We start from the raw sequence: 24,203 nt of genomic DNA on the forward strand, positions 1-24,203 counted from the left end.
CTACGCAGGAACGCACTCTCCGGAAGCCGTCACTCCTGTGACAGTGCTCCCAGCTGGTGGACGCGCAGGGTGTTGGTCGAGCCCGGGGTGCCGGGCGGGGAGCCGGCCACGATCACCACGTCGTCGCCGGGCGACAGCCACGGCAGGCCGACGAGAGCGAGATCGACCTGCTTGAACATCTCGTCCGTGTGCTCCACGAACGGCACGTCGAAGGTCTGCACGCCCCAGCTGAGGGTGAGCTGGTTGCGGACCGTGGGCTCGGGGGTGAACGCCAGCAGCGGCAGCTCGCAGTGCAGGCGGGCGAGCCGGCGCACGGTGTCGCCGGTCTGGGTGAAGGCGACCAGGGCCTTCGCGCCGATGTTGCGCGCGATGTTGGACGCCGCCGAGGTGAGCGCGCCGCCCTTGGTGCGGGGGTCGTGCTGCAGCCGCGGCACGGTGAGGGCGCCGCCCTCGGTGGTGGCGACGATCCGGGCCATCGTCGAGACGGTCAGGATGGGGTACTTCCCGACACTCGTCTCACCCGACAGCATCACGGCGTCGGCGCCGTCGAGGACCGCGTTGGCCACGTCGGACGCCTCGGCGCGGGTCGGCCGCGCGTTCTCGATCATCGAGTCGAGCATCTGGGTGGCGACGATGACCGGCTTGGCCTGCTCGCGGCACAGCTGCACCGCGCGCTTCTGGACCAGCGGCACCTGCTCCAGCGGCATCTCCACGCCCAGGTCGCCGCGGGCGACCATGACGCCGTCGAACGCGTTGACGATGGCCTCGAGCGCGGCGACCGCCTCGGGCTTCTCGACCTTCGCGATGACGGGGCGGCGGATGCCCTCTTCCGCCATGATCTCGTGGACCAGCTTGATGTCGTCGGGCGAGCGCACGAACGACAGCGCGATCCAGTCGGCGCCCAGGCGCAGCGCGAAGCGCAGGTCCTCGGCGTCCTTCTCGGACAGGGCGGGCACGCTCACAGCGACGTTGGGGAGCGAGACGCCCTTGTTGTTGGAGACCGTGCCGCCCTCGGTCACCAGGACCGTGATGTCGTTGCCAGTGACGTTGGTCACCTCGACGGCAACCCTGCCGTCGTCGATGAGCAGCCGGTCGCCGGGCTTGACCTCCTGCGGCAGCTTCTTGTAGGTGCACGACACCCGGTCGGCGGTGCCGATGATGTCGTCACTGGTGATGACCGCGGTGTATCCGGTCGGCCATTCGTGCGGGCCGTCGGCGAAGCGGCCGAGGCGGATCTTGGGGCCCTGAAGATCGGCCAGGATGCCCACGGGGCGGCCCGCGGCGGTGGAGGCCTCCCGAACGAGGTTGTACACCGAGGCGTGATCCTCGTGGCTGCCGTGGCTGAAGTTGAGCCGCGCGACGTCCATACCGGCGTCGACAAGGCCACGGAGCCGCTCGGCCGAAGATGTGGCTGGGCCGAGCGTACAGACGATTTTGGCGCGTCGAGTCACACCCTGAGGCTAGCCCCTCGGCCACGGCGCGTATTCGCTGCCCCGGCCGCACGCCATCAGTTGAGACGCCGGTCACCCGGGCGTTGCCCGATACTGGTCCGATGTCCACGATCCCCCAGTGGCGGCGGCCCATGCGGGCCCGCGACAGCCGCGAGGCGCACCGCGTCGCAACCCCGCTCGAGCTGCTGTTCGACCTCTGCTTCGTGGTCGCGATCGCCCAGCTGGGCCAGCGCCTGCACCACGCGGTGGCCGAGGACCACGTGCTGCACGGCGTCGCCGGGTTCGTCATGGTGTTCTTCGCCATCTGGTGGGCATGGATGAACTTCACCTGGTTCGCCTCCGCGTACGACACCGACGACGTGCCGTACCGGTTGACCGCCCTGCTGCAGATCGCCGGTGTGCTGGTCCTCGCCGCCGGGGTGCCGGCCGCGTTCGACGGCCGGCTCGGCGTGGTCACGCTCGGTTACGTCATCATGCGCATCGGGCTGGCGACGCAGTGGCTGCGGGCCGCGCGCGCCAACGCCGAGGGCCGCGGCACGGCGGTGCGGATGGCGGCCGGGGTCACCGCCTGCATGGTCGGCTGGGGGCTGCTGCTCCTCGCCCACGGCGACCTGCACACCGCGCTGTTCCCGGTGATGGCCGCCGCCGAGCTCGCGGTGCCGGTGTGGGCCGAGCGGCACCGCCGGACGCCGTGGCACCCGCACCACATCGCCGAGCGCTACGGCCTGCTGTTCATCATCGTGCTCGGCGAGATCATCCTGTCCACCACCCTGGCGGTGCAGGGCGGCTTCGGCACGGCCCGCCTGTGGTGGGTGGCCGGCAGCGGACTGCTCATCGTGTTCGCGTTCTGGTGGTTGTACTTCGAACAGCCCGTCCACCACCGCCTGACCAGCAACCGGCGGGGATTCGTGTGGGGCTACGGGCACTTCTTCGTCTTCGGCTCGGTGGCCGCCCTCGGCGCCGGCCTGGCCGTGGCGCTCGAATCGTCCGCGCACTCCCTGGCCGTATCCATCCCGGTCGCCCTGCTGCTCGTATCCCTGCAACTGCTGCATCTTCCCCGCGAGCGCGGCTGGCTGGTCTACCTGGTCGCTGCGCTCGTGATCGGCGCGGGCTTCATGCCGGCCACGCTGCCGATCGTGGCCGGGCTGCTCGTCGCGCTGGTGGCGGCCCGGATCATTGCTCGGGCCCGGTGAACGCCTCGGCCCGGGCCCGGCCGTCCACGCTGTGACTGAAGACCCGGGAGTCCCCGTCGGTGGTGGTCGTCTGCCCGGTGAGCGTCGCGTGCAGCGGCATCGCCGAGGTCGTCTCGCCCCGCACGCGCGGCAGCGCCGCCGGGTGCGCATCGCGCAGCCACATCACCAGGTGCTCGCGCACGAAGCAGCGCAGGTCCCACAGCTTCGGCGCGTCGTCGGCGCTGACCAGGGCCCGCAGCTGCATCGCGTGGCCGGTCGCCTCCACCACCTGCAGCACCGAGACCCGCCCGTCCCACAGGTCCGTCGACTCGAGCGCCCGCCGCAGTTCCTCCCGCATCTCCGGCACCGGCAGCCACCAGTCCACGTCGAACAGGACCGCCCCGAGCAGCGCCGAATCGGTACGCGTCCAGTTCTGGAACGGCTTCTCGGTGAAGTACGAGGTCGGCAGGATCAGCCGGCGGTCGTCCCAGACGTGCACGACGACGTACGACAGGGTGATCTCCTGCACCCTCCCCCACTCGTTCTCCACGATCACCACGTCCCCGAGCCGCACCGCGTCGGAGAACGCCAGCTGCAGCCCCGCGAACAGGTTCCGCAGCACGCTCTGCGCCGCCAGACCGGCGATGATCCCCAGGAACCCCGCGCTGGCCAGCACGCTGGTCCCGAACAGCCGCGCCCCCGGGAACGTCATGAGCATGACGGCCAGGGCCACCACGGCCGCCACGGCCACCGTGACCCGCCGGATCATCACCACCTGCGTGTGCACCCGCCGCGCCGTACGGTTGTCCGGCACATCGGTGCGAAACCGCGACAGCGCCCACTCCTCCGCCACCACGAGCAACGCCGCCGCGAGCCATGCCCCGACCCCGATGATGACCAGCTGATCGGCGTGCAGAAATGTGTGCCGCCACGACACCCCGTTCGCGCTGGCCCGCACGGTGAAGTACACGGCACAGAGCACGACGAACCACTGCATCGGCCGATGCGCCCTGGTCGCGAGGTCCCGGATGAGCCGAGACCCCCGCCCGGCCCCCATGAGCGCCTTGTGCACCAGGTGTACCGCGAACAGCGCCACCAACGCCGCCGCGAGCGCAATCCCGAGCGGCACCAACGTGTCCAAGACCGAATCCCGCATTCTCGCGGCGTTACCCGCCCCGGGTGAACCCCACACACCAGCCGGAGGTGATCACTCTCGCGCCCTCCGCCGGATCGCCCACACCCCGACCGCCACCAGGACGAGCACCACCCCAACCCCTCCGGCCACCACCACGGCAGCGCTGCTACCCCCCGCCGCGCTCACCCCGGCCGCGCTGGGCGACGCCGCCACCTCGGCTACCCCGGCGGACGACGAGGCGGGCGCCACGTCGGCGGTGAGCGCCGCCACGGGGTTGACGATCCCGAACCCGAACTCGTCGTCCCGCCCCGGCTTCCCCTTGTCGGTAGCCGTGGCCGTAATCCGATGCACCACCTCGGCCGCCGAAAGACCGGGGTACTTCGCCCGAACCAGCGCCACCACCCCGGACACAATCGCCGTGGCATCACTCGTGCCGGACGCCGCCGCGTACCGCCCGTTCGGCCGCGTCGACACGATGTCCACCGCCGGCGCCGCCACCATCATCTCCGGCCCGGTCGCGGAGATCGGCGCATGACCGCCGTCACGATCGCTGCCGCCCACCGCCAGCACGCCCGGCAGCCGTGCGGGGAACCCGACCGTGGTGTTGTCCGGCGTGTTCCCGACGCCGGCGACCACGACGACGTCCGCCCGAAGCGCCCGCTCGACGGCGGACCGCACCGCCGCGTCCTCGCCGGTCACCGCGGCGATGCAGATCACCTTGGCGGAGTGTTCGACCGCCCAGTCGATGCCGGCCGCGAGCAGCGCCGGCACGCCGAGCCCGTCGTCGCTCTTCAGCGTCTTCATGGGCAGGATCATGGCCTTCGGGGCGATGCCGAGCGCCCCGCCCCCGTTCGGCAGGCCCCTCCCGGCGATCAGCCCGGCCATCGACGTGCCGTGCCCGACATAGTCGGCCCGACCGTCGTTGTCGTTGCCCTCGCCGAACCCCTTGCCGGGCAGCACCGCGCCCGACAGCTCGGCGTGCTTGATGTCCACGCCCGTGTCGGGCAGGCCGACCACCACGCCCTCGCCCTGGCTGATGTGCTGCGCCTGGGCGATACCGAGCGCCGCGAGGTGCCACTGCCGATCCCGAACGGCGTCCGCGCTCGCCGGCCGGGCCGTCCCCAGCAGCACGAGCACGATCGCGAGCAGGCCGACGCACCAGCGCCGCACCGCGGCGGTCAACGGTCGATCCCCAACACACCCGGCCCGGGATCGTGGCGCCGCTCCGCGGTGGCGTCGAGCACCGGGGCGACGCCCTCCTCGACCGGCCACACCTCATCGCCGTCGCCGTCCCCGCGCTTCGACCGGCGGCGCGCCGCGTAGTCCTCGAACGACCGGTCCCGGTATCCCCCGGGCACGCCGCCGGCACCCCGCGGCCCGGCCGCCTCGGCAGGCCCCGCTGGCATCGAGCCCGGCCGGCCCCGCCCGGCGGCCGCCGGCGTCATCGGCGTTGTCGCAAACGGCCCGGCGGTAGAGGTCGACGGCCTGGGCGCGCCGCGGCCGAACCGAGAGACGCCCATCGGAGCCGCTCACCCACCGCGCCCCCTCGTCACAATTCGCACCGAATACGGCGACCGTACCGGCCCGGGTTCCGCCGCAGCGACCCCGACCGCCCCAGCCTGCAGAACACACAAAACGGTCAACCGCTGGGCGGTGCCGGCCTCACCTGCGTCGCCGCAGCCGCCAAAGCACCAGCCCGGCGAACACCACCACAGCAATGCCCCCGGCGACCGCGACGGCCGTCATCCTGCTCCCCACGTCGATCGCGCCGTCGTGCGCCGGCCCCGGCAACGCACCCAACGCGGCGGGCGACGGCGAGGCGGAGACCGGCAGTACATCGGCCGTGAGCGCCGCCACGGGGTTGACGATCCCGAACCCGAACTCGTCATCCCGCCCCGGCTTCCCCTTGTCGGTAGCCGTGGCCGTAATCCGATGCACCACCTCGGCCGCCGAAAGACCCGGGTACTTCGCCCGGACCAGCGCCACCACTCCGGACACAATCGCCGTGGCATCACTCGTGCCGGTCCCGGAGTCGTACCGGCCCGCGCGGGTCGTCGACACGATCTCCACCGCCGGCGCCGAGACCATCACCTCGGGCCCCGTGGCCGAGACCGACGCGTGGTCGCCGTTGCGATCCGTCCCGCCGACCGCCAGGACGCCGGGCAGCCGGGCCGGGAACCCCACGGCGGTCGTATCCGGTGCGTTCCCGACCCCCGCGACCACCACGACGTCCGCTCGGAGCGCGCGCTCGACGGCCTCCTGCACCCGCTGGTCCTCGTCGGTCACCGCGGCGATGCAGATGACCTTCGCCCCGTGCTCGACCGCCCAGTCGATCCCCTCCCCCAGCAACGCCGGCACCCCGAGCCCGTCATCCGACCTCAGCGTCTGCAGCGGCAGGATCATCGCCCTGGGCGCAATGCCGAGCACACCGCCGCCATTGGGCAGGCCCCGTCCCGCGATGAGCCCGGCCATGGCGGTGCCGTGCCCCTGGACGTCGACCGTGCCGTCAGTGGTGTTGCCTTCCCCGAACCCCTTGCCGGGCAGCACCGCCTTGGCGAGCTCAGCATGCTTGACGTCCACCCCGGTATCCGGCAGGGCGACCACCACCCCGTCACCCTGGCTGACTTTCTGGGCATCGGCGATGTCCAGCGCCGCGAGGTACCACTGCCGGTCGCGGATGTCGTCCGCGAACGCCGGCCTGCCGGCCGCCACGACCGACACGACCGCGACCAGCGCAACCGAGCCCGCCCGGCGCAGCAGCCCGTTCAACGGTCGATTCCCAGGACGCCCGACCCTGGGTCGTGGCTCACCTCGGTCGCCGCTTCGAGCACTGGGGCCACACCCTCCTCGACTGACCACAGCTCATCATTGTCGGTGCGCTTCGACCGGTGTCGCTGCGAGTAGGCCTCGTAGGAGTGGTCGCGATATCCCCCGGGCATGCCTCCAAGGGTGCGGCCCTGCGTTGGCTCGGCGGATGTAGAGGCCCGCCCCGACGCTGGACGCTGACCCGGACCGGTCATCGGCGTTCCGGTGACATCGCCGCGTGCCGTGGGAGACGGGCGCGGCAAACCGATCACGCCGCCCTGGCCAACGGCGTCGAAACGGTACGGGCCGTTGGCGACCGGTGCCGTCGTGTGGCTCGGCCCGGAGCCTCCGATGACACCACTCGGCACCGGCGCGGGAGCAACAGGTCGGTCGCCGGCAAGCACCGGTCCGCTGTCGCCGACGAGTGGACCAGCATCGACACCGCTGCCCGCCACCGATCCGGAGGACGACGGCGGATCGAACGTGGGCGCCGGCAGGAGCGCCGACTGCATGCTCGTCCCCGACGTGCGGGCGCTGGAGGATCCGGTCGAGCCTCCGGAGCCATCCGTCTCGGCGGTGTTCTGGCTGATTGGCTGCCGGACGTCGATCCGCTTGTAGGAGGGGACGCTCGTGTTGATCAGCCCGGACGCCGACGCCACCTTGGCGTCGGCGGCGATCAACACCTCCCGGCCCCGCTGGTCGAGTTCTGCGCCCTGTCGACCCGAGGCCGCCAGCGGCTCGAGCTGGCGCCTGGCATCGCGGATCGCAGCGAAGGCCTCGTCGACACCGTTGCACATCCGGCCGGCCGCCTCGGCCGTGTACGTCATCGCCGTGATCATGTTGTTGACCCGGTCGACAAACAACGCAGCGGCCTCACTGCGTTCGGGCGGCCAGCCCTCGATCAGCCGGTCGCGCTGGGCCCGCAGGTTGTCGCGCTGCTGCTCCAGCGAGGTACGCAGCCGGTTCAACGCGTTGACGTGTACGAACCCGGCCTCGGGGTCCTCCCCGGCAACCATCGCCCACAAATCGGGGAGCCGGTACTCCCCGTACGCTTGCGCCATCAGATCGGCCTACCCGTGCGGGGGTCGACGGCGATAGCATCCGCCGCCGTCGCCTGCCGGGCGTTGAACACCGCGCGCTGCACCTCGTCCCCGGCCACCATGTCCGAGGCGGCGTAGGCATCGGCGATCGTGTGGGCTGCCCGGGCCAGAACCGCGCCGTTGTACAACATCGCGTCCATGACGTCGTACAACGCCAGGAGCCGCGCGTGGTAGGACTTGGCTGCCTGTTGGACTGTCGAGCTCGCGGTTCGGGCGCCGAATATCGGGGTCTCGCTGAAGATGTGCAGGGTCTGGATCTTCTCAGCGGACAGGTGGACGTCCAGGTCGTGCTGCAGGTCCCTGCCGAAGCCGTGGACCGCGCTTGGGTCCACCGCGAAGCCGTGCTCACCCATCGCGCCCCTCCCGCCACGATGTTCATCGAACAACGTGACGGTACCGGGGTTGCTGGCGGGCCGGCGACCCCGCAGGACGGGTCTCCGCAGAAGTCGCGAAACGGTCAGATCGGGATCACGGGGGAGGTGGCCCGAGTCGTAGCCGCCGAAGAGCGGGGAGCGGACCCCAAGAGGTCCGCTCCCGGGCTGTGCCTCAGGCGGACAGGGCCACCGCGGACGGCTCGACCGGTGACGGGAGGGCGCCGTCGCCGCCCAGGTAGGCGTGGATGGACGCGGCGGCGGAGCGGCCCTCGGCGATCGCCCACACGATGAGCGAGGCGCCGCGGTGCATGTCGCCGGCGACGAACACGCCGAGGGCGCTGCTCTGCCAGTCCGGGCCGGTGTCGATGCCGCCGCGGCGGTTGCGGGTCAGGCCGAGGGTGGTGAGCAGCGGGCCCTTTTCGGTGCCCTCGAAGCCGATGGCCAGCAGCACCAGGTCGGCGGGGTACTCGCGCTCGGTCCCCTCCACGACGCTGACCACGCGGCGACCGTCCACCCTGGACACCTGGACCTCGGCGATGCGCACCGCGGTGAGGTTGCCCTCGGCGTCGCCCTCGAAGGAGGTGACGGCCACGGCGAAGGCGCGGTCGCCGCCCTCCTCGTGGGCGGGGTAGTTGCGCAGGATCCACGGCCAGGTCGGCCACGGGTCGCGGTCTTCGTCGCGGTCCGCGGGCGGCACCGGGTACTGGTCCAGCTGCAGCACCGAGCGGGCGCCCTGCCGGTGGGCCACGCCGAGGCAGTCGGCCGCGGTGTCGCCGCCGCCGATGATGATGACGTGCTTGCCCTCGGCGGTGATCGCGGCCGAGGGCTGCTTGCCGGCGACCACGCGGTTGGACTCGACGAGGTGCTCCATCGCGAGGTGGATGCCGCGCAGCGAGCGGCCCGGCGTCTCCGGGGTGTCCCGGGCCGCGAGTGCGCCGCAGGCCAGCAGCAGCGCGTCGTGCGAGGCGCGCAGGTCCTCCACGGAGACGGTCACGCCGACGTGCACGCCGGTGCGGAAGCGCACGCCCTCGGCCCGCAGCTGCTCCAGCCGCCGCTCGATGTGCTGCTTCTCGAGCTTGAAGTCCGGGATGCCGTACCGCAGGAGCCCACCCAGCTCGTCGTCGCGCTCGTAGACGGTGACGTCGTGCCCGGCGCGGGCCAGCTGCTGGGCCGCGGCGAGGCCGGCGGGGCCGGAGCCGACCACCCCGACGCTCTTGCCGGAGCGCTCCGGGGCCGGGCGCGGGGTGACCCGCCCGGCCTCGACGGCCCGGTTGATGATCTCGACCTCGACCTGCTTGATGGTCACGGGCTGGCCGCCGGCGATGGACAGCACGCAGGCCGCCTCGCACGGCGCCGGGCACAGCCGCCCGGTGAACTCCGGGAAGTTGTTCGTGGCGTGCAGCGCCTCGATCGCGGAGTCCCAGTCGCCGGTGCGGACCAGGTCGTTCCAGTCCGGGATGCGGTTGCCCAGCGGGCAGCCGTCGTGGCAGAACGGGATGCCGCAGTCCATGCAGCGGGTGGCCTGCTCCCGGATCAGCTCGTCGCCCGCCGGCGGGTAGACCTCCCGCCAGTCCTGCAGGCGGACGGGGACCGGCCGGCGGCCCGGCAGCCGCCGCTCGTAGCGCAGGAAGCCGTTCGGGTCAGGCACGTGCCACCTCCATGACGGCCGTGTCCACGTCGCGCCCGGCGGCCTCGGCGGCCCGGATCGCCTCCATCGCGCGCTCGAAGTCGCGCGGCATGACCTCGGTGAACTCCGCGAGCGCGGCGTTCCAGTCCGCCAGCAGCCGGGCGGCGACGGCCGAGCCGGTTTCGGCGAGGTGCTCCTCGATGTGCGCGCGCAGCACGGCCGGGTCGCGCACCGGGCGCAGGTCGACCAGCTCGGCGTTGACGAGGTCGCGGTTCAGGCGCCAGAGGTAGGCGACGCCGCCGGACATGCCGGCCGCGAAGTTGCGCCCGGTCGGGCCGAGCACCACGACGGTGCCGCCGGTCATGTACTCGCACCCGTGGTCGCCCACGCCCTCCACGACGGCCACGGCGCCGGAGTTGCGCACCGCGAACCGCTCGCCGGCCCGGCCGCGCATGAACAGGCGGCCGGCGGTGGCGCCGTAGAGCACCGTGTTGCCGCCGATGATCTGGTTCTCGGCCACGAACGGCGCCCGCTCGTCGGGGCGGACGATGAGCCGCCCGCCGGACAGGCCCTTGCCGACGTAGTCGTTGGCGTCGCCGTACAGCCGCAGGGTGATCCCGCGGGGGACGAACGCGCCGAACGACTGGCCGGCGGTGCCGCGCAGCGTAATGTCCACCGTGTTGTCGGGCAGGCCGGCGCCACCGGCCCGGCGGGCCACCTCGCCGCCCAGCATCGCGCCCACGGACCGGTGCTCGTTGCGCACCGCCGCCTCGAGCCGGATCGACTCGCCGGCGTCCAGGGCCGGCGAGACCGCGGCGATGAACTGGTTGTCCAGCGCCCGCTCCAGCCGGTGGTCCTGCTTGGTGGTCTGGCGCCGGACGGCGTCGTCGGCGAGAGGGGGCACGTGCAGCAGCGGGGTCAGATCGAGCCCACCGGCCTTCCAGTGGTCCACGGCCCGGCGCACGTCGAGCAGCTCGGTGCGCCCGATCGCCTCGTCGAGGGTGCGGAAGCCCAGCTCGGCCAGGTAGCCGCGGACCTCCTCGGCCAGGAACCAGAAGAAGTTCTCGACGAACTCCGGCTTGCCGGTGAACCGCTTGCGCAGCGCCGGGTTCTGGGTGGCGATGCCGACCGGGCAGGTGTCGAGGTGGCAGACGCGCATCATGATGCAGCCGGAGACGATGAGCGGCGAGGTGGCGAAGCCGTACTCCTCGGCACCGAGCAGCGCCGCGATGATCACGTCCCGGCCGGTCTTGAGCTGCCCGTCGGCCTGCACGGTGACCCGGTCCCGCAGCCCCGACAGCAGCAGCGTCTGCTGCGTCTCGGCCAGCCCCAGCTCCCACGGGCTGCCGGCGTGCTTGAGCGAGTTGAGCGGCGAGGCACCGGTACCGCCGTCGTGCCCGGAGATCAGGATGACGTCGGCCTTCGTCTTGGCCACGCCGGCCGCCACGGTGCCGACGCCCACCTCGGAGACGAGCTTGACGTGCACGCGCGCCGAGGGGTTGACATTCTTGAGGTCGAAGACCAGCTGGGCCAGGTCCTCGATGGAGTAGATGTCGTGGTGCGGCGGCGGCGAGATCAGCCCGACGCCCGGGGTGGCGTGCCGGGTCTTGGCGATCCAGGGCCACACCTTGTTGCCGGGCAGCTGCCCGCCCTCGCCGGGCTTCGCGCCCTGGGCCATCTTGATCTGCAGGTCGTCGGCGTTGACCAGGTACTCGGTGGTGACGCCGAAGCGGCCGCTGGCCACCTGCTTGACGGCGGAGCGGCGGCGCGGGTCGTGCAGGCGCTCCGAGTCCTCGCCGCCCTCGCCGGTGTTGGACTTGCCGCCGATGTTGTTCATCGCGATGGCGAGGGTCTCGTGCGCCTCGGCGGAGATGCTGCCGTACGACATGGCGCCCGTCGCGAAGCGCTTGACGATCTCCGTGGCCGGCTCGACCTCGTCGAGGGGCACCGCCGGGCGCACGCCGGTGCGCAGCTCGAACAGGCCGCGCAGCGACCCCGCCCGGCCGGCCAGCTCGTCGACCTTCGCGGTGTAGCGCTGGAAGACGTCGTACTGCCGGGAGCGGGTCGCGTGCTGCAGCAGGAACACGGTCTCGGGGTTGAACAGGTGCAGCTCGCCCTCGCGGCGCCACTGGTACTCGCCGCCGACCTCGAGCCGCCGGTGCGCCCGCTCGGCCTCGTTGGCCGGGTAGGCCCGGGCGTGCCGGGCGGCGATCTCGGCGTGCACCTCGGCCAGGCCGATCCCGCCGATCTTGCTCGGGGTGCCGGTGAAGTACCGCTCGACGAACCGCGGGTCGAGCCCGACGGCCTCGAAGACCTGGGCGCCGCAGTACGACGAGACGGTCGAGATGCCCATCTTGGACATGATCTTCAGGACGCCCTTGCCGAGCGCCTTGACGTAGTTGTAGACCGCCTTGTCCGGGTCGACGCCGCTCAGCACGCCGGTGGCGATGAGGTCCTCGGCGCTCTCGAAGGCCAGGTACGGGTTGACCGCCGAGGCGCCGAAGCCGACGAGCACGGCGACGTGGTGCACCTCGCGGCAGTCGCCCGACTCGACGACCAGCGACACCTGGGTGCGGGTCTGCTCGCGCACGAGGTGCTGGTGCACGGCCGCGGTGAGCAGCAGCGACGGGATCGGCGCGAGGTCGGCGGTGGAGTCGCGGTCGGACAGCACCAGGATGCGCACGCCGTCCTCGATGGCCTCGGAGACGCCGCGCATGATCTCGACCAGGCGGCGCTTGAGGCCGGTCGCGCCGTCGCGGACCGGGTAGAGGCCGGACACCCGCACGGCCTTGAAGCCGGGCAGGTCGCCGTCCTCGTCGATGTGCAGGATCTTGGCCAGGTCGTCGTTGTCGACGACCGGGTACGGCAGCGCGATCTGCCGGCAGGAGGCGGGCCCCGGCCGCAGCAGGTTGGCCTCGGGGCCGATCGTCGCCGCGACGCTGGTCACCAGCTCCTCGCGGATCGCGTCCAGCGGCGGGTTGGTGACCTGCGCGAAGAGCTGGGTGAAGTAGTCGTACATCAGGCGGGGCCGGGTCGACAGGACGGCCACCGGGGTGTCGGTGCCCATCGAGCCGAGCGGCTCGGCGCCGGTCCGGGCCATCGGCCCGATGAGGATCTTGAGCTCCTCCTCGGTGTAGCCGAAGGTCTGCTGCCGGCGCTGGACCGAGTCGTGGGTGTACACCATGTGCTCGCGCTCGGGCAGCGACTCGAGGTCCATGAGCCCGGCGAGCAGCCACTCGTCGTACGGCTCGGCGGCGGCCAGCTCGGCCTTGATCTCGTCGTCGGTGCGGATGCGCCCGGCCGCCGTGTCGACCAGCAGCATCTTGCCCGGCGCCGAACGGCCCTTGGCCACGATGGTGGCCGGGTCGAGGTCGAGCACGCCGGCCTCGCTGGCCAGCACGACGAGCCCGTCGCTGGTCTGCCACCAGCGGCCCGGGCGCAGGCCGTTGCGGTCGAGCACCGCGCCGACGACGGTGCCGTCGGTGAAGGCCACGCTGGCCGGGCCGTCCCAGGGCTCCATGAGGCAGGCGTGGAAGCGGTAGAAGGCCCGGCGGGCCGGGTCCATGCGCGGGTCGTTCTCCCACGCCTCGGGGATCATCATCAGCACCGCGTGCGGCAGGCTGCGCCCGGCCAGGTGCAGCAGCTCCAGCACCTCGTCGAAGTTCGCCGAGTCCGACGCCTCCGGGCTGCAGATCGGGAACAGCCGGCGGATGTTGCCGGGCAGGTTCTCCGTGGCCAGCAGCGCCTCGCGGGCGGCCATCCAGTTGCGGTTGCCGCGGATCGTGTTGATCTCGCCGTTGTGGGCGATGATGCGGTACGGGTGCGACAGCTCCCACGACGGGAACGTGTTGGTGGAGAAGCGCGAGTGCACCAGCGCGATCGCCGAGGCGACCCGCTCGTCGGACAGGTCGGGGAAGAAGGACACGACCTGGTCCGGGGTGAGCATGCCCTTGTACGTGATCGTGCGCGACGACAGCGACGGCAGGTACAGGTGGATGCCCCGCTCCCGGGTCTCCCGCTCGGTCTGCTTGCGCACGCAGTAGACGACCCGGTCGAGGTCCAGGCCGGCGAGCACCACGCCGGGCGCGCCGAGCTTCTCCGCGCTGAGGAAGACCTGGCGGATGCGCGGCATGGCGGCCAGGGCGGTGGCACCGAGGTCGGTGGCGTCGACCGGCACGTCGCGCCAGCCGAGCACCTGGGCCCCTTCGACGAGGGCGTACTTCTCCAGCACCCGCTGCGCGCGCTGGGCCGCCTCGTCGTCGGTGGGCAGGAAGGCCAGGCCGGTCGCATACTGCCCGGCGGGCGGAAGCTCGAACGGCACGACCGCGCGCAGGAACTCGTCCGGGATGCCGATCATGATGCCCGCGCCGTCGCCGGTGTTGGGCTCGGCACCGCGGGCACCCCGGTGGTCCATCCGCCGCAGCGCCGAGAGCCCCTTGAAGACAACGTCATGGGACCTGCGGCCGTGAATATCAGCGACGAAGGCGACCCCGCAGGCGTCGTGCTCGAAGGCAGGGTCGTACAGGCCCTGCCGCTGCGGTCCCGGGTAACCCATCGGGCCTCCTGACGTCATCGAGTGCAAATCGGGACAACGTCGGCCCTGGGGAGCGGTCTTGCCAGTGTACGCGAAGAGCGGGCGCATTTTGCATGCTTCGTACTCGAGTCATGTACCGCACGCCGGCGCGCCCGCCGAATGTGGTGGCGAACAACGTACCGTGCCGACCCGCGCCCGACCTACAGCACGGATCGTGACAAATCCCACGGGCTGCCAGGTCGGAGCGCTGTTACAGAACTGTCACGCAACCTCGGACGGTCCGGAACACGTCCAACGAGCGGATGGCTGCCGTCGTGCGTTACTCCCTACGATGATGCACGGCAAGATCGCCAGCCACCATCGAGTTCGGCAACGTTGCACCGCTGGCACAAACCCGGGATACACCGGCGTGGTAACCCGGGCATGCTCGTACCCAACTTCACAACGTCTTACCCAAACCCAAACGCGAACCAGCGTCACAAGTCCCTTGAAGGAGGTGTGGACATGGGAGTCTCCGCACGCGCACTGGCCACGATAGCCGCGTTCACGGGCGTCGTCGTCCTGGCTGCCGGTTGCAGCGGCGACAGCGACAGCTCGAAGCCGAAGTGGAACGGCACGGGCAGTAGCGCCGGCGGCCCCTCGGCTTCCGCGTCCGCCGAGCTGCCGAGTGCGGCCTTCGCCGAGCCCGCCGACGGCGCGAGCAACGTCCCCACCGCCACCGAGCTGTCCCTGCGGACCGGCCCGGGCGCCAACGCCCAGGTCACGCTGACGGACACCACCGGTGCGCAGGTGGCCGGCTCGCTGCGCGCCGACGGGGCCGCGTGGGTCCCCGGGTCGCAGCTCAAGTACGGCACGCAGTACACGGCGACCGTGACCTCCGCCGGCGACACCGCCGGCAAGAAGATCACGTTCACCACCATGGCGAAGCCCGCCAAGACGGTCAACGTCTCGACGGCGATCACGGACAACAAGGTGTACGGCGTGGGCATGCCCATCGTCGTGCGGTTCGGCTCCAGCGTCCCGCAGGAGATGCGCGCCGCGGTGGAGCAGCGGCTGATCGTCACGTCCGACCCGCCGCAGACGGGCACCTGGCACTGGTTCAACGGCGGCGAGATCCACTACCGCACGAAGGAATACTGGAAACCCAACACCAAGATCAACGTCCGGCTGGCCGTCGGCGGCCTCCAGCTGACCAAGACCGGCTGGGGCACCAAGGACGTCACCAGCACGTTCTCCATCGGCGACAGCATCGTCATGACGACCGACGACAAGACCCACCAGATGACGGTGGAGCAGAACGGCACGGTCATCAAGACGCTCCCGGTCAGCCTCGGCAAGCCCAAGACCCCGTCCTCCTCCGGGAACATGGTGGTCATGGACAAGAACCAGTCCGAGCTGTTCGTGGGGACCGACCCCGACGACCCGTACCGCGAGACGGTGTACTGGACGCAGCGGATGACCAGCGGCGGCGAGTACATCCACGCCGCCCCGTGGTCGGTGGGCGACCAGGGCAAGCGCAACGTCTCGCACGGCTGCACCAACGTGTCCGAGGCGAACGCGAAGTACCTGTACAACCTGACCAAGATCGGCGACGTCGTGATCGTGAAGAACACGACCCGCAAGCTCGCCTGGGGCAACGGCTGGACCGACTGGGACAAGTCCTGGGACGAGTACGTCAAGGGCAGCGCGCTCCCGGCGCCGGCCGGCACCGCCGCGAGCGCCCCGGCCTCGGCCCCGGCCAGCGCGTCGGCCCCGGCCGCGTAACCGCACCACGTTTTCGACGGGCCGCCGTCCGCTCCCCCTCGGGGCAGACGGCGGCCCGTTCGCTGTTGCATCATCGTGACTGTGTTCACCGCGATCACGCCGCAACTCGGCCCGGCCGGGCTCGCCGCCACCGGCGCGATCGCACTGCTCCTGCTGATCAGCGTCGTGCGCTCCACCCCGGCCCGCACGGCCCGGCTGCGGGCCCTCGCGCTGGCCCACCCGGCCGGCGCCGCCCGGGTCTACCGCCGCGGACTGGCCTACACCGGCACGCTCGCCGCGCTGGCCCTGGTGCCGCTGCTCGACCCCGGGGTCGACGCCGCCGACCTGGGCCTGGCCGGCCTCACCGATCACCGCCTGGCCGTCGCCGCCGGCATCCTCGCCGCGCTGGGCGGGGTCCTGTACTGGCGCAACCGGCGCATCGAGGTCCCGGCCGACGCCAAGATCGCCCACCTGCTGCCGCGCACCCGGCGGGACCGGCGCCTGGCCGTGCTGGTCGCCGCCGTCGTCGGGGCCGGCGAGGAGATCGTGTTCCGCGGGACGCTCGTGGCGGCCGGCGTCGGCGTGCTCGGCCTGAGCCCGTGGGCGGCGGCGTTCCTGTCGGCGGTGCTGTTCGCCGCCGGGCACCGCTACCAGGGCCGGGCCGGCGTGCTGAGCTCGTTCGGGTTCGCCTTCTTCGCGACGCTCCTCTACGCGGCGACCGGCAACCTGCTCGCGCCGATGGCAGTGCACATCGCGGTCGACCTGGCCTCGCTGCTCGGCCCCCGGGTGGTCCCGGCGGCTCCGCCCGCTCCGGCGGAGGGCACGCCGCAACCCTCGCCCGCGCCGTTGCGGCCCGCGGGCCCCGACGCGGGCACGGCGCGCTCGTCGCCGGCCTGGTGAAGGCGCCGGGCACGCGGGCACGGCCGGTCGACCGAGCGTCGGATGCACGATCTCCGGATGGGCCGGGGCATCGACGGGCGCTAGCCTCTCGCGCATGGCTCTGGTCCGGCGTACCACCATCCTCGGCAGTTCCGGCAACCGCGTCGTGGCCGCGGCCACCGTCGCCCCGCCCAACCTCGTCCAGCCGCCCGTCCCGTCGCAGGCCGGACCGGTCGACGGCGACGTGACCCAGCGCATCCCGGCACCCGGCGCGGTCCCCGAGGTGGGCGCCGCCGTGGCCGCCGCGCTCGGCGGCGACGTGCCGCCCGTGTCCGGGGGCGAGGCCGCGGCCGTGGCCAGCCAGCCGGCCAGCATCGGCTCGCTGGTCGCCGCCTTCCTGCTCATCGCGGCCGGCGGGGCGGGGTCCTGGGCGCTGTACCACTTCGGCGTCAACGCCGACGAGATCCACCTCCCCGACGCGACCGCGCTGTTCGGGGTGCTCTTCGCCTTCGCCACCGCGGTCGAGCGCGTGCTGGAGCCCTTCGCCCGGTTCATGCCCGGACGGCACGCCAAGGGCGAGCTCGAGCGGGCCGTGGCCAACATGGCCAACAAGTACCACGACGCCACCCTCGACGACCTGATCCAGGTCGCCCACGCCAAGTCCATGGTGGAGCGCGGGCGGGCCAGCCGCGGCCTGGTCTCGTGGGGCATCGCGGTCGCCCTGGCCACCGTGGCGTCCGCGTCCGGCGGCCTCTACCTGCTGCACTCCATCGCCGGCGACGGCTGGCAGGGCATCCCGGTCTGGGTCGACGCCATCATCACCGGCGTGGTGGTCGGCAGCGGCACCAAGCCCCTGCACGACGTCATCAGCAAGGTGCAGAAGAACAAGGAGAAGTCCGAGGACAACACCAGCGCGTAGGCGGCCTACAGGATCAGCAGCCCGTCGGCCTGCCCGCGCTGGGCGAGGCTCGTCAGCGCCTCCTCGGCCTTCATGAACGGCAGGTACGGCAGGTCGTGCGGGTGCGTGCGCAGCACCTGGGTGGCGTGGTGGGCGGGCACCCCGCCGCCCGGGTAGGCGCGGGCGCAGCGGCTGTCGACGAGCGCGTGCCGGGCGCCGAACGCGGCCACCGCCTCCCACTCGGCCAGCGGCGCGGTCGTCGGCAGCGACACCCCCGGCGGCTCCGGCAGGACGTCGACCGACGTGAACGGCTCGCTGCCGGCCAGCCACCACGAGACGGCCCGGACCGCGGAGCGCAGCGGGTACTCGCACCAGTACGGCACCAGCCCGGCCCGCACCACGTGCCACGGGTCGAGCAGCCGCCCGCACTCGACGACGAGCCGGTTGCCGGTGCGCTCGCCGGCCCGCAGCCAGTCGCGGTACAGGTCGGCGACGGCCCCGCTGAACACGTCCGGGTGCCGGTAGAGGACCTGCCGGACCGGGTGCCCGTGCGCGGCCGCGAAGCGGCGCAGGTCCTCGACGAACCCGCGGTCCACGCTCCGCTCGCCGTCGCTGTCCTCCGGCCCGTCCGGGCTCGGCCCCGGTGCGGTACGCCGGTCGTAGTAGTCGCCCGGGGTCAGGCCGGTCGCGCGGCCGCCGAGCTGGAAGGTGTACCCCGGCGAGCCGCCCACGGTCAGCCAGCGGCTCACGTCCCGGGTCACGATGATCGGGGCGTCCGGGCGCAGCCGGTCGGCGATGAACTCCCGGTAGGCATCCGGCAGCCGCTGCCAGCGCACCACCGCGTACGCGGTCGCGGACGCCGACCAGCCCCGCCACACCGGGTCGTAGACCTGCCGGACCGCGACGTCGGGGTTGGCCTCCAGGATCGGCCGGGCGTTGCGCTCCCCCGCCTTCGCCGCGGCCACACCGTCGGCCGCGACCCCGTTGGGGGCCGTGCCGTCGAAGGTGGCGATGTCGGCGGTCGGCAGCTCGAACGCGGCCGGCAGCCACGGGACCCCGAGCCCGGCCGCCAGGTGCAGCGCGGCCCCGTGCGGCGAGCCGACGACGAGGCCGTTGTAGCGCCCGCCCGGCAGCTGCCCGACGAGCCAGCGGGCGACCACGCCGGCGTCGAGCGTGGTGCTGGAGTCGCGGCGGGCGTGCCGGCCTCGGGCCGCGCTCCAGCGGGGAGCGGACACCACCGGGCGGGGCACCCCGCGCCGGTAGGACAGCGCCCGCCCCGAGGCGATCGCGAGCGCGGTGCCCAGCCCGGTCGGCCACTGCAGGTCGACGTCGGCCGCCGTCTCCGCCCGCCGCCTCATCGGCCCGGCCCAGTCTGTACGCTCATCCCGCCCGTTCCCCCAAGTCCCGCGTAATGTGCACCGGTCCTGCCCAGCGGCCGGGAGGCTAAACCCCTGCCGTGGCGCGGCGAGCGGCCAACCCGTAGACTCGCTACACATGAAGGCGGACGCGCTACGCGGGCATCTCGACGCACTCCTGCTCGCGGTGCTCGACGGCGAACCCCGCCACGGATACGCGATCATCGAGGCGCTCCAGGAGCGCAGCGGCGGCACCCTCGCCCTGCCCACCGGGACCGTGTATCCGGCGCTGCGCCGGCTGGAGCGGGCCGGCTATGTGGAGAGCGCGTGGTCGACGGTCGGCGGGCGCGAGCGGCGCACCTATCGCCTGACCAACGCGGGCCGGAAGGTGCTGGCAGAGGAGCGCTCGGCCTGGCAGGAGTTCACCGCCACGATCGGCGCGGTGCTCCTGGCGCCGCCGGCCTCGGCGTAGAGCCCTTCCAGCTCAACCCTTTCCACCCTATCTATGGGCATTTTTCCGAAAAGTCGGGCACTCCGTGCCGCGACTTTTCGGACATGTCGCCTGACGCCGTATAAATCCGATAAGTCGTGGCGCGCAGCGCCCGACTTATCGAAAAAGCCCTACTTGCCGGTTTCGCCGCAGGCCCGATGAGCCTCCGGCCCGGCGAACCTCAAGCCCGATGAGCCTCCGGCCCGGTGAACCTCAGGCCGGGCGGGCTTCAGGCCAGGGCGGCGCGGCGGGCGAACGAGACGCAGCGGACCGCGAGCAGCCCCGCGTAGCCGAACGCGCCGGCGTTGAACGCCATCCCCGCGAGCGCCGGCGGCCAGGTCGCGGCGCCCGGCCACTGGTAGATGCTGAGCCCGAACACGGCCGCGCCGATGAGCCCGTGCACGCCCAGGAAGGTGACCGAGCCCAGGCCGACGATGCGGGTGTACCGCACCCCGTCGCGCAGGTAACGAGTCCCCCACGTGAAGCCGGCCACCACCAGCCCGGCGATCGCCGCGGCGAGGAACGACGTGTACTTGAAGTGGTCGACCAGCACCCAGTAGAGGGGGCTCGCGTGGCCGGTCCCCCACGGGCTGTCCCACCACATGAGCGGCGCGAGGACGTTGACCAGGGGCAGCGCCAGTGCGATCCACAGTGCCGTGCGGCGGCCCTGCTGCGCGGCCAGTTCGGCCTGGTAGGCGGGGGCGACCTCGCGGTGCGTCCCGAACTCGCGCACGGCCCGCCGCCGGGCGTCCAGCGGCGCGAGCCCCGCCTCCTCGAACGCGTCGGCCGCGTCCTGCAGGCTGTGCCGCGCCTCGGTGATCATCTCGTCGCGCGTGCGCCGCGGCCCACGCAGCGCGGCGGCCAGGCCGTCGACGTAGACGTCGATCGGATCGGCCGCGGCAAGGTCTCGCTGGGACACCCCCTCCACCGGTCCAGGGTCCCACACGGTGCGCCGCCGCCGTCAACCGCCGGTGGCCGTCAGCCGCCCGTCGTCGATGGTCACGACCTCGTCGAACAGCGCCAGGTCGGCCCGCCGGTGGGTGACCACCACCACGGTGCGCTCCCCCGCCGCCCGCAGTGCGGTGGCCAGCACGGCGTCGGCCGCGGCGGGGTCGAGCCCCTCGGTCGGCTCGTCCAGCAGCAGCACCGGCGGCGCATCGAGCAGCGCCCGGGCCAGCAGGAGCCGCTGCCGCTGCCCGCCCGACAGCCGCCCGCCGTCCTCGCCCACGATGTCGTCGAGCCTTCCCGTGTACTCCCCGAGCCCGGCCGCCTCCAGCGCCGCCCCCAGCTCGTCATCGCCGAACCCGTCCCGCCCGAGGGTGAGGTTCTCCCGCACCGTGTCGTGGAAGACGTGCGCGTCGGCGAACACGCCCCCGGCCACCTGCCAGGGCTCGGCCCCCTCCGGCACCCCGTCCACCCGCCCGCCGGTCACGGGCGCCCGCCCGGCGATGGCGTCGAGGAGCGTGGACTTCCCGGCCCCGCTGGCGCCGACGACGGCCAACCGCCGCCCGGCCGGCAGGTCGAGATCGACGCCGTCGAGCGCCGCCCGCCCGCCGTGCGGGTAGCGCACGGTGATCCCCCGCAGCCGCAGCGGCACGGCTCCGGCCAAGGCCCGTCGCTGCGCGGGTTGCGCGTCGGCGGGGTCCGGCGCAGCCACGGCGATCTCGCGGATGCGCCCGACCGCCGCACGGACCTCGCCCTGGCGCGCGGCCGCGGCGGCCAGCGGCACCACGACCTCGCCGACGGTGAGGGCGACGAGCGCCAGCACCGGTGCGGCCGGCCCCGCGACGAGCACGGCGGCGGCGACCGCGACGCCGGCCGGCACCAGCGCGGCCAACCCCGTCACCAGGCCCGACACCGCGGCCGAACGGGCCTCCAGGCGGGCCAGCCGGCGCGAGCGCGCGGAGGACTCGGCGAGCGCGGCGGGCATGGCGCCGAACGCGATCAGCTCGGCGGCGCCGTGGGCCAAATCCACAGTGGACTGGGCCACCTCGCCGCGCGTCCGGGCGATCGCGGCGGCCGAGGCCGGGCCGGTGCGGGCCAGCACGTTGCCCAGCGCCGGGAGCAGCACGCCCGCGATGAGCAGGCCGCCGGCGAGCACCGCGCCCGCGCGCGGGTCGGCCGCGCCCACCCCGGCCACCGCGGCGAGGCCGACCACGGCGGCGACCCCGGCCGGCAGCACCGCGCGCAGCAGCAGGTCCTGCACGGCGTCCACATCGGACACGACCCGGCTCAGCGCGTCCCCGCCCGGCGCCGCATCGCCCCGGGCCGCCAGGCCGGCGAACGCGCGGGCGCGCAGGTCGGCCAGCACCCGGAGGACGACGTCGTGACCGGCGAGGCGCTCGGCGTACCGGATCCCGCCCTTGAGCAGGGCGAAGGCGCGCACCGCGGCGATCGCCACGGCGAGGGCGGCCAGCGGCGGCTGGTCGGCCGCCCGCACGATCATCCACGTCGCGGTCCCGACCAGCCCGACCCCGGCCGCCTCGGTCAGCACGGCCAGCAGCCCGGCGAAGAGCAGCCGCACGACAACACCCGGCGTGAGCAACCCCCGCATCACGCCACCACCGCAGGCCGCGGCTCGATCAGCACCCCGGCGAACAGCGACCGCGCGACAGCACCCGGCGTGCACAACCCCCGCATCACGCCGCCACCGCCGGGCGCGGCTCGGTCAGGGAACCGTCCACGGTCACCGTGCGGGTCGCGATCGACAGCAGCGCCGGGCGGTGGGCCACGAGCAGGGCGGTGCGGCCCGCGGCCAGGCGGGCGGCCGAGGCGACGACCGCGGCCTCGCTGGCCGGGTCCAGGCGGGCGGTCGGCTCGTCGAGGAGGAGCAGCGCGGCGTCGCGGCGCAGCCACGCCCGGGCCATGGCCAGGCGCTGGCGCTGGCCGCTGGACAGGCCGTGCGCGGAGAGGTCGGTGTCGTAGCCGTGCGGCAGCGCCCGCACGAATCCGTCGGCCTCGGCAGCCACCGCGGCGGCGACCACCTCGTCGAGCGACGCGTCCGGGGCGCCGAGGCGGATGTTGCCGGCGACCGTGCCGGCGAAGAGGTGCGGGCGCTGCGGTAGCCAGGCCAGCCGCGCCCGCCAGGCCGCCGGGTCGAGGCCGGCGAGGTCCACCCCGCCGACCAGCACGCGGCCGGCGGACGGGGTGGCGAAGCCGAGCAGCAGCGCGAGCAGCGTGGACTTGCCGCCGCCGCTCGGGCCGACCAGCGCGACCCGGTCGCCGGGCTCGATCTCGAGGGTGGCGTCGCGCAGCGCGATCTTGTCGCCGTAGCGCACCTCGACCCGGTCGAGGACCACGGCGGCGTCCGGGGCGGGCAGCCGGGGCTCGGTCGTCGCCGGGGGAGGCTCCAGCAGTACCGCATGCATCTCCGCGGCCGCCGCGAGCCCTTCCTGGCTGGCGTGGAACTTGGTGCCCAGCGCGCGCAGCGGGAGATAGGCCTCGGGGGCCAGCAGCAGCACGACGAGCGCGGCGGTGAGCGTCAGGCCGCCGTGCAGCAGGCGCAGGCCCACGGGCACGGCGACCAGCGCGACCGAGACGGTGGCCACCAGCTCCAGCACGAGCGCCGACAGGAACGCGAGGCGCAGGGTGCGCATCGTCGCCCCGCGGTACGCCTCGGCCGTCGCCCTGACCCGGCGCACGTAGGCCGACGAGCGCCCGAACGCCCGCAGGGTCGGCAGGCCGCGCACGGTGTCGAGGAAGTGCCCGCCGAGCCGGCCGAGCAGGTCCCACTGCCGCTGGGTGCGGGCCCCCGTGAGCTTGCCGACGAGGATGCCGAAGACCGGGATGAGCGGCAGGGTCAGCGCGACCACGACCGCGGAGGTGAGGTCGGTGAGCGCCAGCCAGCCGAGCACGGCCAGCGGGACGAACGCGGCCAGGAACACCTGCGGCAGGTAGCCGGTGAGGTACCCGTCGAGGCCGTCCACCCCGCGGCCGGCCAGCGTGGCGAGCTCCCCGGCCCGGCGCCCGGCGAGCCAGCCCGGACCGCGGCGGGCGGCCGAGTCGAGCAGTTCCTCGCGCAGGTGCGCCTTGACCCCGGCGGCGCTGCGCCCGGCGATCGCCGTGAGCGCGCCGGCATGCGCGGCCCGCAGCAGTACCGCGGCAAGCGCCACGGCCAGGGCGGCCCGGTCCAGCCGTCCGCCGGCCGCGGCGGCGAGCAGCGTGGCGAGGCTGACCGCCTGGGTCACCACGAGGACCGCGGCCAGCAGCGCGGAGGCGGCCAGCACGATCGCGTACCGCCGGACCGGCCCGATCCGCATGAGCCTCTTGTCCACGTCTGTGAAGTCCAATCCGCCTACGAGTCCGCTTCTCGCCTACCAGTACAGGGCGTGAGAAGACCGGCGCCGGAACAGCCACCAGCAGGCGGCCTGGACGGCGACGAGCACCGGGAGCAGCGGGGCCGCGCCGATGGCGAGCAGCCGCAGCGTGTCGCCGCCGGCGGCCGCGTCGCCGACGGTCACCGTCGCGCCCGGGTCCAGCGTGGACGCTAGCACGGTCGGGAACAGCGCCGACGCAGCCGCGAGCACGGGTAGGGCGCACGCCACAGCGGTCGCGGCGAACGCGCGGCCCCCGCGGTCCCGCCGCGCGGCCAGGCCGGCGAGGTGTACGGCCGCGGCGGCCGCGAGGGCGAGCGCCGTGCC

The 24,203-nt window shown here is 73.3% G+C and carries 19 protein-coding genes; 5 read left to right on the top strand and 14 right to left on the bottom strand.

The window, feature by feature from the left end; translation table 11 throughout:
* Positions 1-29: 29 nt before the first annotated feature.
* Entirely contained in the window at positions 30-1,451 is a 1,422-nt protein-coding gene (gene pyk / locus AB0M46_RS29395) for a pyruvate kinase (RefSeq protein WP_363341118.1), read from the bottom strand.
* A 101-nt stretch (positions 1,452-1,552) separates the two neighbouring features.
* On the opposite strand from pyk, the gene AB0M46_RS29400 reads away from it, so the two are divergent.
* Positions 1,553-2,644, top strand: a complete 1,092-nt coding sequence (locus tag AB0M46_RS29400) for a low temperature requirement protein A (protein ID WP_363341119.1) — start codon at positions 1,553-1,555, stop codon at positions 2,642-2,644.
* Here AB0M46_RS29400 and AB0M46_RS29405 read toward each other — a convergent pair.
* From AB0M46_RS29405 to gltB, 8 genes are all read right to left on the bottom strand, one after another.
* A complete protein-coding gene (locus tag AB0M46_RS29405; RefSeq protein WP_363341121.1) occupies positions 2,625-3,779 on the bottom strand; it encodes a mechanosensitive ion channel domain-containing protein in 1,155 nt (384 codons plus the stop codon). The two genes, AB0M46_RS29400 and AB0M46_RS29405, sit on opposite strands and share 20 nt — an antisense overlap.
* A gap of 51 nt (positions 3,780-3,830) precedes the next feature.
* The gene (locus tag AB0M46_RS29410; protein WP_363341123.1) at positions 3,831-4,940 is read right to left on the bottom strand and encodes a S8 family serine peptidase; all 1,110 of its coding nucleotides are present in this window, start codon (positions 4,938-4,940) and stop codon (positions 3,831-3,833) included.
* Positions 4,937-5,116 carry a hypothetical protein gene (locus AB0M46_RS29415; RefSeq protein WP_363341125.1) on the bottom strand — a complete coding sequence of 60 codons (180 nt, stop codon included), beginning with the start codon at positions 5,114-5,116 and terminating at the stop codon, positions 4,937-4,939. Before AB0M46_RS29415 ends, AB0M46_RS29410 begins: the two co-directional genes overlap by 4 nt.
* Before the next feature lie 304 nt (positions 5,117-5,420).
* A complete protein-coding gene (locus AB0M46_RS29420; RefSeq protein WP_363341127.1) occupies positions 5,421-6,527 on the bottom strand; it encodes a S8 family serine peptidase in 1,107 nt (368 codons plus the stop codon).
* A complete protein-coding gene (locus AB0M46_RS29425) occupies positions 6,524-7,624 on the bottom strand; it encodes a hypothetical protein (protein ID WP_363341129.1) in 1,101 nt (366 codons plus the stop codon). Before AB0M46_RS29425 ends, AB0M46_RS29420 begins: the two co-directional genes overlap by 4 nt.
* Positions 7,624-8,016 (bottom strand): hypothetical protein, encoded by a 393-nt coding sequence (locus AB0M46_RS29430; protein WP_363341131.1) that lies wholly within the window; start codon positions 8,014-8,016, stop codon positions 7,624-7,626. The genes AB0M46_RS29425 and AB0M46_RS29430 overlap by 1 nt, the downstream gene beginning before the upstream one ends.
* 193 nt (positions 8,017-8,209) lie before the next feature.
* Positions 8,210-9,685: a glutamate synthase subunit beta gene (locus tag AB0M46_RS29435; protein WP_363341133.1), complete on the bottom strand. Its 1,476-nt coding sequence runs from the start codon at positions 9,683-9,685 to the stop codon at positions 8,210-8,212.
* Positions 9,678-14,219 (bottom strand): glutamate synthase large subunit, encoded by a 4,542-nt coding sequence (gene gltB / locus AB0M46_RS29440; RefSeq protein ID WP_363341135.1) that lies wholly within the window; start codon positions 14,217-14,219, stop codon positions 9,678-9,680. The genes AB0M46_RS29435 and gltB overlap by 8 nt, the downstream gene beginning before the upstream one ends.
* A 483-nt stretch (positions 14,220-14,702) precedes the next feature.
* Here gltB and AB0M46_RS29445 point away from each other — a divergent pair, with 483 nt between their 5' ends.
* The 3 genes from AB0M46_RS29445 to AB0M46_RS29455 all read left to right on the top strand — a co-directional run bounded on the left by AB0M46_RS29445 (position 14,703) and on the right by AB0M46_RS29455 (position 17,739).
* A complete protein-coding gene (locus tag AB0M46_RS29445) occupies positions 14,703-15,962 on the top strand; it encodes an Ig-like domain-containing protein (RefSeq protein ID WP_363341137.1) in 1,260 nt (419 codons plus the stop codon).
* An 81-nt stretch (positions 15,963-16,043) separates the two neighbouring features.
* Positions 16,044-16,841 carry a CPBP family intramembrane glutamic endopeptidase gene (locus AB0M46_RS29450; RefSeq protein ID WP_363341139.1) on the top strand — a complete coding sequence of 266 codons (798 nt, stop codon included), beginning with the start codon at positions 16,044-16,046 and terminating at the stop codon, positions 16,839-16,841.
* 94 nt (positions 16,842-16,935) lie between these two features.
* On the top strand, positions 16,936-17,739 hold the full coding sequence (locus AB0M46_RS29455) for a hypothetical protein (RefSeq protein ID WP_363341141.1): 804 nt from the start codon (positions 16,936-16,938) through the stop codon (positions 17,737-17,739).
* A 5-nt stretch (positions 17,740-17,744) separates the two neighbouring features.
* Here AB0M46_RS29455 and AB0M46_RS29460 read toward each other — a convergent pair whose 3' ends face one another.
* Entirely contained in the window at positions 17,745-19,076 is a 1,332-nt protein-coding gene (locus tag AB0M46_RS29460; protein ID WP_363341143.1) for a hypothetical protein, read from the bottom strand.
* A gap of 136 nt (positions 19,077-19,212) precedes the next feature.
* On the opposite strand from AB0M46_RS29460, the gene AB0M46_RS29465 reads away from it, so the two are divergent.
* Positions 19,213-19,545, top strand: a complete 333-nt coding sequence (locus tag AB0M46_RS29465; protein ID WP_363341145.1) for a helix-turn-helix transcriptional regulator — start codon at positions 19,213-19,215, stop codon at positions 19,543-19,545.
* Positions 19,546-19,792: 247 nt separating this feature from the next.
* Here the strand turns inward: AB0M46_RS29465 and AB0M46_RS29470 are convergent, their stop codons facing one another.
* From AB0M46_RS29470 to AB0M46_RS29485, 4 genes are all read right to left on the bottom strand, one after another.
* Positions 19,793-20,491, bottom strand: a complete 699-nt coding sequence (locus AB0M46_RS29470) for a permease prefix domain 1-containing protein (protein WP_363341146.1) — start codon at positions 20,489-20,491, stop codon at positions 19,793-19,795.
* A 33-nt stretch (positions 20,492-20,524) separates the two neighbouring features.
* Positions 20,525-22,117, bottom strand: coding sequence for a thiol reductant ABC exporter subunit CydC (gene cydC / locus AB0M46_RS29475; protein WP_363341148.1), 1,593 nt, complete (start codon positions 22,115-22,117; stop codon positions 20,525-20,527).
* An 85-nt stretch (positions 22,118-22,202) separates the two neighbouring features.
* Positions 22,203-23,822: a thiol reductant ABC exporter subunit CydD gene (gene cydD, locus AB0M46_RS29480; protein ID WP_363341156.1), complete on the bottom strand. Its 1,620-nt coding sequence runs from the start codon at positions 23,820-23,822 to the stop codon at positions 22,203-22,205.
* A gap of 54 nt (positions 23,823-23,876) precedes the next feature.
* Positions 23,877-24,203 (bottom strand): cytochrome d ubiquinol oxidase subunit II (locus AB0M46_RS29485; protein WP_363341150.1); only part of this gene is annotated, 327 nt, incomplete at its 5' end.

Origin of the sequence: Dactylosporangium sp. NPDC051485 (assembly GCF_040682015.1) — a bacterium.
Taxonomy (GTDB): domain Bacteria; phylum Actinomycetota; class Actinomycetes; order Mycobacteriales; family Micromonosporaceae; genus Dactylosporangium.